Genomic DNA, 12,576 nt, shown 5'->3' on the forward strand with positions numbered 1-12,576 from the left:
ACCTAGTCCTTGGCAGTCATAGCTCTCAAGGAAGAGAACGTCGCTTCAACTTCAAGATTGGATAAACCGATTCCGCAGGCCATTGATTCACGAGCGATTTTCACTTTTTGCTCTAAAAATGCCGCGTACGCAGATGTGTCGGGCAGACGTTCAATCGGATGTTGTCCGGAATGCGTGTTCTCGGTCGTGAATTTCTTCGTCATGGTTCAGTGCTCTCGGATGTCGGTGTTGGCGCAGTTTCAGCGAGGGACATTTCGGTGCTGAAAGCAATTTGTTTCAAAACTTGACTGAATTTCCCCACCAATGCGATATTGATAGTTAGCAAACTAACAGTGTGTGCATTCCCTCGTGCCGAATAACCTCGACGCTCTCCAGATGAACATCAGCAGTGCCATGGTGGTGGCCGCCAGGCATTGGCGGAAGATCTGCCAGACCACGCTGGTCAACTATGGAATCTCCGAAGCCTGCGCCGTCCCGTTGTTGATGATCGGGCGGCTGGGCGAGGGTGTGCGCCAGGTGCAGGTGGCGCAGGCGGCGGGGATGGAGTCGCCGTCGCTGGTGCGTCTGCTCGATCAGTTGTGTCACGCCGGTTTTGTCTGCCGTACCGAAGATGCTCAGGATCGTCGCGCCAAATGCCTGAGCCTGACCGACACCGGCCGCGAACTGGTGCAAGCGGTCGAAGCGCAACTGGTGCGTCTGCGTCATGAAGTGCTCGAAGGCATCGACCAGCGCGATCTGGAGGCTACGCTTCGGGTACTGAGAGCTTTTGAGGCGGCCACTCCGCCAACGGTGATCAATCCGTGAACGGGTTCTTTTCCGGCATGCCCCCGGCGCGGGACTGGTTCTACGGGATCCGCACGTTCGCGGCCTCGATGATCGCGCTGTACATCGCCTTGCTGATGCAAATGCCGCGTCCTTATTGGGCGATGGCCACGGTGTACATCGTTTCCAGCCCGTTCCTCGGCCCGACCAGTTCCAAGGCGCTGTATCGCGCGATCGGCACGTTTCTCGGTGCGGCGGCGGCAGTGCTGTTCGTGCCGATGTTCGTCCAGAGCCCGTATGTACTGGTGGTGGTCATCGCCCTGTGGACAGGGATTCTGCTGTTCCTGTCCCTCCATCTGCGCACCGCCAACAACTACGCGTTGATGCTGGCCGGCTACACCTTGCCGTTGATCGCCCTGCCGGTGGTGGATAACCCGCTGGCGGTATGGGACGTGGCCGAGTCGCGTACGGAAGAGATCTTTCTCGGTATCGCGGTGGCGGCGGTAGTCGGCGCGATGTTCTGGCCACGACGTCTGGCACCGGTGTTCAACGATGCCGTGGGCAAATGGTTCGCCGACGCCACGACCTACAGCCTGAAATTCCTCAGCCGCGACGTACAACCCGAAGAAGTCACTGCCCTGCGCATGGCCATGGTCGGCAGTTTCAACAGCCTGGAATTGATGATCGGCCAGTTGCCGCACGAAGGTGCGCGGCCGCAGACGGTGCGCAACACCAAGGAGTTGCGCGGGCGGATGATCCACCTGCTGCCGGTGATCGATGCCCTCGAAGATTCGCTTTACGCCCTCGAACGGCGCACGCCGGAACTGGTGGAAAAGTTCGCGCCGCTGCTCACCGCGACCCGCGAATGGCTCGGCTACAAAGACGCCGATCTCGACCGCTGGCAAGCCCTGCGGGATCAGCTCGAAGTGCTGCAACCGAGCGCCGAAGCCCTCGAAGATCGCAAACAATTGCTGTTTTCCAACGCGCTGTCTCGCCTCGGCGAATTCATCGATCTGTGGCAGGACTGCCGCAGCCTGCAGGACGCGATCCTGTGCGAGCGCCAGGACAGCTGGCGCGCGGTGTATCGCCACTGGCGCCTTGGTCGCCTGACGCCTTTTCTCGACCGTGGGCTGATGCTGTATTCGGTGGCTTCGACCATTCTGGCGATCATCGTTGCCTCGGTACTGTGGATCCTGCTGGGCTGGACCGACGGCGGCAGCGCGGTGATTCTGGCGGCGGTGTCGTGCAGTTTCTTCGCCTCGATGGACGACCCGGCGCCGCAGATCTACCGGTTCTTTTTCTGGACCGGGATGTCGGTGCTGTTCGCCAGCCTGTACCTGTTTCTGGTGCTGCCGAACCTGCATGACTTCCCGATGCTGGTGCTGGCGTTCGCGGTGCCGTTCATCTGTGTCGGCACCCTCACGGTGCAGCCACGTTTCTACCTCGGCATGCTGCTGACGCTGGTCAACACCTCGTCGTTCATCAGCATTTCCGGTGCTTACGACGCGGACTTCTTTGCCTTCGTCAATTCCAACCTGGCGGGCCCGATGGGGCTGTTGTTCGCGTTCATCTGGACGCTGATCGCCCGGCCGTTCGGCGCCGAACTGGCGGCCAAGCGCCTGACCCGTTTCAGCTGGAAAGACATCGTCAGCATGACCGAACCGGCCAACCTCGCCGAACACCGACAGCTGGGCGTGCAACTGCTCGACCGCCTGATGCAGCACCTGCCGCGTCTGGCGCTGACCGGCCAGGACACCGGCATCGCCATGCGCGAAGTGCGCGTGGGGCTGAACCTGCTCGACTTGCTCGCCTACACACCGCGCGTGACAGGCGCGCCGAACGCATTGCTGAAACAAGTGGTGGCAGAGGTCGGCGAATATTTCCGGGCCTGCCTCAAGGCCGGCGAACGCCTGCCGGCGCCGAGCGCCTTGCTGATGACCATGGATCGCACCCGCCGCGCGCTCAACGGCCACGGCGATGAAGAAACCCGACTAAACCTGTTGCACGCGTTGAGCGGTTTGCGCCTGGCGCTGTTGCCCGGCGTGGAGTTCGTTTCAAACGCAGAGCCCGAAGAACCGCTGCCCGAAGGAGCGCCCCTATGATCGGTGATCTGGACATCAGCGGCATTTTCCTGCCGACCCTGCTGGTGTTGATGGGCATCACTTATGTGCTGTTTGTGTTGGTACACGGCGTGCTCACACGCCTGCATTTCTACCGTCTGGTCTGGCACCGGGCATTGTTCAACGTGGCTCTCTACGCCGTGATGCTGTACGGCGTGGATTCACTCAGTCGATACCTGATGACATGAAAAAACCGTTTCTGACCCTCGGTCGCGTCGTCCTGACGCTGCTGATCGTGACTTTCGCCGTCGTCGTGGTCTGGCGCATGGTGATGTATTACATGTTCGCGCCCTGGACCCGCGACGGCCACATTCGCGCCGACATCGTGCAGATCGCCCCGGACGTGTCCGGGCTGATCCAGCAGGTCGAAGTGAAGGACAACCAGTTGGTGAAACGCGGCCAGGTGCTGTTCAGCATCGACCAGGACCGTTTCAAACTGGCGTTGCGTCAGGCCAAGGCGGCGGTCGCCGATCGCGAAGAAACCCTCGCCCAGGCCCAGCGTGAAGCCAAGCGTAATCGTGGATTGGGCAATCTGGTGCCGGCCGAACAGCTGGAAGAAAGCCAGTCGAAAGTGGCCCGCGCGCAATCGGCCCTGGCCGAAGCGCTGGTGGCGGTGGACAGCGCCCAGCTCAATCTTGACCGCTCGGTGATCCGCAGCCCGGTGGACGGTTACGTCAACGACCGTGCGCCACGTTCGCAGGAATTCGTCACCGCCGGGCGTCCGGTGTTGTCGGTGGTCGACAGCAATTCGTTTCATATCGACGGCTATTTCGAAGAAACCAAACTCGACGGTATCCACATCGGGCAGTCGGTGGATATCCGCGTGATCGGCGACCGCGCTCGCCTGCGCGGGCATGTCGAAAGCATCGTTGCCGGCATCGAAGACCGCGACCGTTCGAGCGGCAGCAACCTGCTGCCCAACGTCAACCCGGCCTTCAGCTGGGTGCGACTGGCGCAGCGGATTCCGGTGCGCATCGCCTTCGACGACGTGCCGGATGATTTCCGCATGATCGCCGGGCGTACCGCCACTGTGTCGATCATCGACGATCAACCGCAGGAGCCCGCGAAATGAGCAGGGCTCTGATGATCGCCGGTTTGGGCATGATGCTGTCGGCCTGCTCGATGGTCGGGCCGGACTATCACGTGCCCGAAGACGCGGCGATCCAGCGCAAGGATTTCCAGGGCGACCTGGCGGTGGCTGGCAAACCGGTGGTGTCGGCCCCGGTGCCGGCGGACTGGTGGCGGCTGTATCAGGATCCGCGTCTGGATCAACTGGTGCAGCAGGCCATGGCGTCCAACACCGATCTGCGGGTGGCGGCGGCGAACCTGTCGCGGGCCCGTGCGCAGGTCGATGAAGCCGAGGCGGCCGGTGGCTGGAGCGGCGGCGTGAAAATGGGCGCGCAACGCTTGCAGGAATCCGGCGAGGCATTCCTGCTGCCGGAAAAAGTGCCGGTGGCCAACATTGGCGATATCGGCATCAGCGCGTCCTACCAGTTCGACCTGTGGGGCACGTTGCAACGCGGGATTGAAGCGGCAAAAGCCAATGCCGACGCGACCCAGGCCGCTGCCGACACCGCACGCATCACCCTGGTCGCCGACGTGGTGCGGGCCTACACCCAGGTCTGCGCGGCGAACGAGGAGCGGGAAATCGCCCAGCATTCCCTCGACCTGCAATCCCAGAGCACCACGCTGATCCAGCGTCTGCGCGACGCCGGGCGTGGCGACGAAACCCAGGTCACCCGTTCGCAGACCCAATTCAAATCCCTGCGCGCTGATATGCCGCGTTATGAGGCTGCACGTCAGGCCGGGTTGTTCCGTCTGTCAATGCTGCTGGCCAAGCCTGTCGATCAACTGCCGGCCGGCACTGCGACCTGCGCCGAACTGCCGAAAATCGCCCAGTTGGTGCCGGTGGGCGATGGCGCTGCGCTGCTCAAGCGTCGGCCGGACATCCGTCAGGCCGAGCGGCGTCTGGCGGCTGCGACGGCTGGAATCGGTATCGCCACCGGCGAGTTGTACCCGGACATCAGTTTCGGCGCGACGATTGGCACCGTCGGTATTCTGGACAACCTTGGCAAACCCTCCACCAACCGCTGGGGCTTCGGCCCGTCGCTGAGCTGGAGTGTGCCGACCAACGGCGCCCGGGCCCGGATCCGCGAAGCCGAAGCCACGACCCAAGGCGCGCTGGCGCATTTCGACGGCGTGGTGCTCAACGCCATCCGCGAAACCCAGACCGGCCTGTCCCAGTACTCCGCGCTGCTGCAACGCCGCGATGCGCTGGCCGATGCCGAGCAGTCGGCAAAACTGGCGGCCGACCAGACGCACCGCTTCTTCCAGGCCGGCCGCGAGTCATTCCTTGCCGACTTGCAGGCCACCCGCACCTACACCGACGTCACCGCGCAACTGGCCGCGGCCAACACCCAGGTTGCCATGAGCCAGATCGATTTGTTCCTCGCCCTGGGCGGCGGTTGGGAAAGCGGACGAACGCAAGCTTCGAGCGCCAGCAAACCCTGAGGCCGTTGCTATGCTTTGAAGTATTGAAAGGGCGCCCCGAACCAGGCGCCTTTTCAGTGCACATCGCTAGCGCAGGTCTAGGGGAAACCAATAATGAAAAACCCTTACGCTCTCGGCTTCTGGTGCGCCCTGGTAGCCCTGGTGCTGCTGTCGGCCACCTATTTCTACGGCATCATGCTGGCCCACCAGATCGACAAGGCGATGGTCTTCCTCGACAGCACCGTGGCGCTGATCGCGGTCATGGCGATCGTGGTCGTGGCGTCGGCCCTGGTGCAAAGCCAGCGCCTCAAGAAACGCCAGCTTGAGCAAAGCAAGACGCTGCTGCTGATCTGGGACACCAAAGTCGCGCTGCGCAAAGTCGAAACCGTGTTCGACCGCTACTTCTGGGGCAGCTACTGGCAACCGGGGCGGACCTTCGCCGAAGTCATGGGCGAACTCACCGGCACGCCGCTGGAAAAAAGCCTCGAAGCCCTGAAAAAACAATGCCTGGCGCTCGACCGCCAAGTCGCCGACGACGGCTGGCACTGGCTCAACAACGCCCGCGAACTGTCGGACGTCGCCACGGCCATGGCCCGCGAGCGTTATCAACTGGATTTCTGCGACCCGCGCAGCGACGGGCCGGGCGGGGCGGTGATCGACCGGGATTTCGAAGTGCTGGTGTACACCTGGACCGCACGCCTGAAAAGCTTCGACCATCAGCTCGATGAGATCGAGGTGCAATATTCCTGACCCCTGAAAGATCGCCGAACCCGGCGATCTTTTTGTTTGTCCATGACTTGTCGACACTCTTTAACCTTTAAACATTGGGCCGCGTCGCACTGCCAGTGCTAATCTCCACCGCTAAATTCAGCGGAGTCGCGCCACGGCCCGGTCACGGGTTCAGGGAAGACGACCACACTTTCAGCCACGGAAATCGATCAGGTCATTCATGAATAAATCAGCAGGCGTGCTTCTCGGAATTGTTGTGGCCATTGGCGCCATCAGCGTAGGCGGGGCCTGGTACACCGGCACCAAAATCGAAGGCGTACTGAACAATGCCGTCGCCAACGCCAACAGCGAGTTGCAGACCGCCATGGCCGGCTCCAACGGCAGTGCGTCACTGGAACTGGTATCGCTCGAGCGCAATACCTTCAGCAGCACCGCGCACTATCGCCTCAAGGGCGAGGGTGAAATGTTCGGCGAAGCGCCGGTCGAGCTGTTGTTCGTCGACCACATCGAACACGGCCCGCTGCCGTTCTCTCGCCTGGTGTCGCTGAAATGGCTGCCGGTCATGGCCACCAGTCACTACGAACTGGAAAAGACCCCGATCACCGAGAAATGGTTTGCCGCCACCAAGGGCGCCGCGCCGCTCAAGGGTGTGGTCAACATTGGTTACGACCAGTCCACCACCGGCAACCTCGAACTGCTGCCGCTGGAAGCCGCGCTGGATGACAAGTCGAGCCTGAAGTTTTCCGGCCTGAACATGGACATTTCCGCCAGCGCCCAGGCGCAGAAGGTCAAGGCCAACGGCTACATGGACAGCCTGCACCTGACCACGGTTGCCGAGGATCAGGCGCCGGTGCAGATCGAACTCAATGGCCTGACCCTGGCCAGCAATCTCGCCAAGAGCACCTACGGCTACTACACCGGCGAGAACACCCTGGAACTGACCAGCAGCAAGACCACTTTCGGTACCAAACAGTCGGTGCTGGGCGTGAAGAACTTCGAGATGAAGAATCGCACCGAAGAGAACGGCAGCAACGCTTCCGGTCGTGCTGACTATAAGGTCGGTGAAGCGACCCTCAACGACAAGAAGATCGGTTCGGCCAACCTGGCCATGAGCCTGAAAAACCTCGACATTCCGTCGGCCATGTCGCTGATGCAGATCTACCAGACCAAGCTCCAGCCTTACGAAAAAGCTGCTGCCGAAGCCACCGCCGCCGGCCTGCCGGCGCCGGAGCTGAACCTGACCGAAGCCGAGTCCACCCAGGTCAAGGCCGACCTGCAGAAACTGCTGGCTGCCGGGCCGCAACTGGCGCTGGAAGACCTGTCGCTGAAAACCGCCAACGGCGAAAGCCGCGCGAGTCTGGTGCTCGACCTGGCCAAGCCACAGTCGATGGACCTGCCGCCGGATCAACTGGGCAAACAGCTGATCGCGCTGCTTGACGTGAATGTGCTGGTGTCCAAGCCGATGCTGGTCGATCTGCTCAGCGTCCAAGCGCAAATCGACGGTCAGACCGATGCCAAAGCCATCGTTGACCAGGCCAGCGCTGGCGCCGACATGTTCGCCGGCATGGCCGTCGGTACGCAGCTGGCGACGCTGGACGGCACCAACGTTGTCACCAAACTGCATTACGCCGCCAATCAGGTGGAATTCAACGGCCAGAAGATGACCGTCGAGCAGTTCGTCGGCTTCCTGATGAGCAAGTTCGGCAGTATCGAACAGCCTCAGTAAACGCCCCGCGCGACAACGAAACGCCCGGCCTCTGCACCCGCAGACGTCGGGCGTTTTGCTGTCTGGCGTCCGGGTTTGCGGCTGGTCGGGCAATCCATCGTCACGAATCTGAACAATTATTGTGTTCTGAATATTGGTCTAGTCTTGCGTGCAAGACTGCTCGGATAAGCTTGGCTGAGCGTTTATTGCTTGGCCTCCGTTACGAAATGGGCAAGGGGGGGCGTTGCTACCCGGCTGGCCATGTAAGGATGCTGACGAATGCCGCGTATTGATGTTCCCGTATTACATCGTGGTTTACGCCCTTTGTTTCGAGTCGCGCTGTGCAGCCAGTTGCTCTGGCCGGCGTTCGCGTTCGCCGATACGGCCTACGATCAAATGGTGCTCGACGCCCGGGCCGGGCATTACACGCCCGCGCTGACCGTTTTGCGTCAGGTGCCGCCGGCCCAGGCCACCACCGGCCAGGTCAGCGATCACCTGCAAATCGCCGGCTGGGCCGGACTCGACGCCGAAGTGGTGCAGGTCTACGAGACTCAGGGTCTTGGCCGTGCACTGCCGGTTCAGGCGCTGACCGCCACCGCCCGGGCCTACCGCAACCTCAAACGCTGGGATCAGGCGATCCAGGTCTACAACAAGGCCCTTACGCTGGAGCCGGACAACGCCGACCTGCAACTGGGTCTGGCACTGACCCAGGCCGACTCCGGCAAGCCTGACGAAGGGGTGATCCGCGCTCGTTCGCTGGTCGCCGCCAAACCCGATGATCCTTCCCGCCGACTGGCGCTGGGCTACGCCCTGAATCGCGCCGGCAAGCCGTACGACGCGCTGTTCGAATACGACCAGGCCTTCATTCGCGCCGGCAACAAACCGGAGGTCGCCCGCGAGTACGTGGTCGCTCTGCAAAAGGCGCGTCTGCCGGAGCCGGCGCTGCGCCTGGCGAAGCAGCGTCCGGGGCTGATCGATCCCGTCACCTTGCGCCGTCTGGAAGGCGATCTGGCTGCCGAACGCGTGCGTCTCGCCGAACTGGCCACCCGCAGTGAAAAAGAGCGCTACGTGATCGCCGACCGCGCTCTGGCCGACTACGACCAGTTGCTCGCCACCTGGACCCCGGACGCCACTGCCCACGACGACGTGACCCGCTGGCGCATCGACCGCATGGGCGCACTCAAGGCCCGGGCGCGTACCGCCGAAGTCATCACTGAATACCAGAAGCTGCAAGCCGAAGGCGTGAAGATTCCGACCTACGCCCTGCGCTGGGTGGCGGCGTCCTATCTGGATCAGCGCCAGCCGGAAATCGCCACCGATCTTTACCGTCAGGTGCTGGCGGCGCGGGACGCCGATGTCGGCGACCGGCTCGAAGACACCACGGCGCTGTATTACTCGCTGCTGGAAAGCGATCGCGCCGAAGAGGCGCGCAAGGTCGCCGAAGATCAGGCGAAGACACAGAAACCGCGCATCGAACTCAAGGGCCTGCCAATCGGCAACCCCAACGACGAATGGATGGACGCCCAGCAACTGGCGGCGCAGGCCGGCACCTACGGTTCCGACCTGCCTCACGGCGAAGAGCGTTTGCAGACCCTGGTGGATCAGGCGCCGGGCAACATCGGCCTGCGCCTGGCCCAGGCCGATCTGTACCTGGCCCGTAACTGGCCGCGCCGCGCGGAAAACCAGCTCAAGGAAACCGAGAGCATCGCGCCGCGCGACATGGGTCTGGAAGTTGCGCAGGCCCGCACCGCCATGGACTTGCAGGAATGGCGGCAGATGGATGCGCTGACCGATGACGTGGTGGCGCGTTTCCCCGACAACCGTCAGGTCCAGCGTCTGGCCCGTGAGCGCGAAGTGCACGACATGTCCGAGTTGCGCGTCGAAGCCTACGGCGGCAAGGCCAACGGCGGCAGCGGTGGCGATGCCGGCGCGGTCACCGGCAGCCGGGATTTCGGCATCCAGACCACCCTTTACAGCCCGCCGATCGATGAAGACTGGCGGGTATTCGCCGGGGCCGGATACGCCACTGGCGATTTCACCGAAGGCACCGGCCACCATCGCTTCCAGCGTGTCGGTCTGGAGTGTCGCACCCGCGACATGACCCTCGAAGCCGAGGTGTCGAACCATTCCTATGGTTTTGGCGACAAGCAGGGCGCGCGTCTGGCAATTGCCCGCGACATCGACGATCACTGGCAATACGGCGGCAGCCTCGAATACCTGTCGGCCGAGACCCCGCTGCGGGCACTCAACAGCGACATCAAGGCCAACGGCGGCAGCGGTTTCATTCGCTGGCGCGCTAACGAGAGCCGCGAGTGGCGGCTGTCGGTCAGCCCGTCGCACTTCAGCGACGGCAACAATCGCGTTGAAGCCTTGCTGACCGGAAAAGAGGGCGTCTACAGCGCGCCGAACCTGCAAGTCGATGCGGGCCTGGAAGTGGGCACCAGCCACAACTCCAAGTCCGATGACGTGCCGTACTTCAACCCGAAGTCGGACTTCAGCGTCATGCCGCTGCTCAACGTCAATCACGTGCTGTACCACCGCTACGAAACGGTCTGGAGCCAGCAGTTCCAGGCCGGTGCGGGTACTTACAGCCAGCGTGATCACGGCACCGGCGGCATGGCATTGCTCGGTTACGGCCAGCGCTACGCCTGGAACGACGTGTTCGAGGTGGGCGGTTTGTTCAGCGTGATCAACCGGCCCTACGACGGTGACCGGGAAACCGATCTGCGTCTGCTCGTCGACCTCACTTTCCGCTTCTAGAAGAGTTTGAAGATGCCTTTGATTTCGCGTTTCATCCTTCTGCTGGGAGTGCTGCTGGTCAGCGCCTGCGCCCAGCAAGCCCCGGCCTTCGTGCCGCCGTCCGAGCGACCGGTAGCCGCCAATGAAAAGCCCTGGCCGAAAAACCACGTGCTGGGCATTGCCTACCACGACGTCGAAGACCGTGACCCCGATCAGGCGGTGGTGGCGGTGCGCACCGAGCGTCTGCTCGAACAGCTCGCCTGGCTGCGGGAGAACAACTACAAACCGGTGACGGTCGACCAGATCATGGCCGCGCGCAAGGGCGGGCCGGAACTGCCGCCCAAGGCGATCCTGCTCAGCTTCGACGACGGTTACGCAAGTTTCTACACCCGCGTGTTGCCGGTATTGCGCGCCTACAACTGGCATGCGCTGCTGGCGCCGGTCGGTACCTGGATCGATACGCCGCTGAACCAACCGGTGGATTTCGCCGGCACGCCGCGTGCGCGCTCGGACTTCCTGACCTGGGCTCAGGTGCGGGAAATCTCGCAGTCGGGTCTGGTGGAAATCGCCGCCCACACTGACGCCAATCACAAAGGCATCCTTGCCAACCCGCAAGGCAACCTGCAGCCGGCGGCCGCGACCCGACGCTACGATCCGGTGAGCAAACGCTACGAATCCGAAGCCGACTTCCAGGCGCGGATCCGCGCCGACGTGCAGGCGATCTCGGAAAAAATCCGCAAGAACACCGGTAAAAAACCGCGCATCTGGGTCTGGCCTTACGGGACGGCGGACGGCACGTCGCTGACCGTGGTCAGCGAAGAAGGCTATGAAATGGCCCTGACCCTTGATGACGGCCTCGATGCCCTCGACAACCTGATGAGCGGGCCGCGTTTCCTGGTGGCTTCCGACCCTGACGGCGAGCACTTCGCCAACAGCGTGGTCGGCGTGCAATCGGATTTCACCATGCGCGTGGTCCACGTGGATCTGGACAACGTTTACGACCCGGACCCGGCGCAGCAGGAAATCAACCTTGGCAAACTGATCCAGCGCATGGCGGACATGGGCGCCAACACCGTGTTCCTGCAAGCCTTCGCCGATCCGAAGGGCGATGGTCTGGTGCATTCGCTGTACTTCCCCAACCGTCATCTGCCGATGCGCGCCGACCTGTTCGACCGTGTCGCCTGGCAATTGCGCACCCGGGCTCACGTGAAGGTCTTTGCGTGGATGCCGGTGCTGAGTTTCGAGCTGGATTCGAAGCTGCCACGGGTGACGCGCTGGGATCCGAAAACCGGCACGACCGCTGTCGACCCGGATCAATACAAACGCCTGTCGCCGTTCGATCCCGAAGTGCGGCGGATCATCGGCGAGATCTACGAAGATGTGGCGCGCCTGACTTCGGTCGACGGCATTCTCTACCACGACGACGCTGTGCTTTCAGACTTCGAAGACGCCGGCCCTCTGGCGCTGAAGGCCTATGCCGCGAACGGCTTGCCGGGCTCGATCGCCGCCCTGCGTGACGATCCGGCAGCGATGCAGCGCTGGACGCGGTTCAAAAGCCGTTACCTGATCGACTTCACCAACGAACTGACCGCCAAGGTGCGCGCGATTCGTGGCCCGCAAGTGCTTACCGCACGCAACATCTTCGCCGAGCCGGTGCTCAACCCGCACAGCGAAGCGTGGTTCGCGCAGAACCTCGACGACTTCCTCGTGAGCTACGACTGGACGGCGCCGATGGCCATGCCGCTCATGGAAAAACAGACCCATGCGCAATCCGGCCCGTGGCTCGAAGAACTGGTGGCGAAGATCAAACAGCGCCCCGGTGCGCTGGATCGCACGGTGTTCGAACTGCAGGCCCGGGACTGGACGAAAAAGGACCAGGCCGACATAGACGGTGCGCAACTGGCCGACTGGATGGGTCGCCTCAAGCGTCAGGGCGCCACCAGTTTCGGCTACTACCCGGACAACTTCCTCGAGAACCTGCCGGACCTGAAAACCGTGCGGCCTGCGCTCTCCAACAAATGGAACCCATGA

Annotated in this window: 10 protein-coding genes; 9 read left to right on the plus strand and 1 reads right to left on the minus strand. The window is 62.6% G+C overall.

The window, feature by feature from the left end; all coding sequences use genetic code 11:
• Positions 1-2: 2 nt before the first annotated feature.
• The gene (locus KJY40_RS01835; RefSeq protein ID WP_230734631.1) at positions 3-203 is read right to left on the minus strand and encodes a hypothetical protein; all 201 of its coding nucleotides are present in this window, start codon (positions 201-203) and stop codon (positions 3-5) included.
• 172 nt (positions 204-375) lie between these two features.
• On the opposite strand from KJY40_RS01835, the gene KJY40_RS01840 reads away from it, so the two are divergent.
• The 9 genes from KJY40_RS01840 (at position 376) to pgaB (ending at position 12,576) form a co-directional block, all read left to right on the plus strand.
• The gene (locus KJY40_RS01840; RefSeq protein ID WP_011331882.1) at positions 376-804 is read left to right on the plus strand and encodes a MarR family winged helix-turn-helix transcriptional regulator; all 429 of its coding nucleotides are present in this window, start codon (positions 376-378) and stop codon (positions 802-804) included.
• Positions 801-2,864 carry an FUSC family protein gene (locus KJY40_RS01845; protein ID WP_230734633.1) on the plus strand — a complete coding sequence of 688 codons (2,064 nt, stop codon included), beginning with the start codon at positions 801-803 and terminating at the stop codon, positions 2,862-2,864. The genes KJY40_RS01840 and KJY40_RS01845 overlap by 4 nt, the downstream gene beginning before the upstream one ends.
• Entirely contained in the window at positions 2,861-3,070 is a 210-nt protein-coding gene (locus tag KJY40_RS01850) for a DUF1656 domain-containing protein (protein WP_007957657.1), read from the plus strand. Before KJY40_RS01845 ends, KJY40_RS01850 begins: the two co-directional genes overlap by 4 nt.
• Positions 3,067-3,954, plus strand: coding sequence for an efflux RND transporter periplasmic adaptor subunit (locus tag KJY40_RS01855; RefSeq protein WP_007957655.1), 888 nt, complete (start codon positions 3,067-3,069; stop codon positions 3,952-3,954). Before KJY40_RS01850 ends, KJY40_RS01855 begins: the two co-directional genes overlap by 4 nt.
• Positions 3,951-5,393 (plus strand): efflux transporter outer membrane subunit, encoded by a 1,443-nt coding sequence (locus KJY40_RS01860; protein ID WP_064382679.1) that lies wholly within the window; start codon positions 3,951-3,953, stop codon positions 5,391-5,393. Before KJY40_RS01855 ends, KJY40_RS01860 begins: the two co-directional genes overlap by 4 nt.
• Positions 5,394-5,486: 93 nt before the next feature.
• Complete coding sequence (locus KJY40_RS01865; protein WP_007957651.1) at positions 5,487-6,122, plus strand: hypothetical protein; 636 nt, start codon at positions 5,487-5,489, stop codon at positions 6,120-6,122.
• A gap of 199 nt (positions 6,123-6,321) precedes the next feature.
• On the plus strand, positions 6,322-7,827 hold the full coding sequence (locus tag KJY40_RS01870) for a YdgA family protein (protein ID WP_230734636.1): 1,506 nt from the start codon (positions 6,322-6,324) through the stop codon (positions 7,825-7,827).
• Between the two features lie 258 nt (positions 7,828-8,085).
• Positions 8,086-10,566: a poly-beta-1,6 N-acetyl-D-glucosamine export porin PgaA gene (pgaA, locus tag KJY40_RS01875; protein WP_230734638.1), complete on the plus strand. Its 2,481-nt coding sequence runs from the start codon at positions 8,086-8,088 to the stop codon at positions 10,564-10,566.
• Between the two features lie 12 nt (positions 10,567-10,578).
• On the plus strand, positions 10,579-12,576 hold the full coding sequence (gene pgaB / locus KJY40_RS01880) for a poly-beta-1,6-N-acetyl-D-glucosamine N-deacetylase PgaB (RefSeq protein ID WP_230734640.1): 1,998 nt from the start codon (positions 10,579-10,581) through the stop codon (positions 12,574-12,576).

This window comes from Pseudomonas fitomaticsae (assembly GCF_021018765.1).
Taxonomy (GTDB): Bacteria; Pseudomonadota; Gammaproteobacteria; order Pseudomonadales; family Pseudomonadaceae; genus Aquipseudomonas; species Aquipseudomonas fitomaticsae.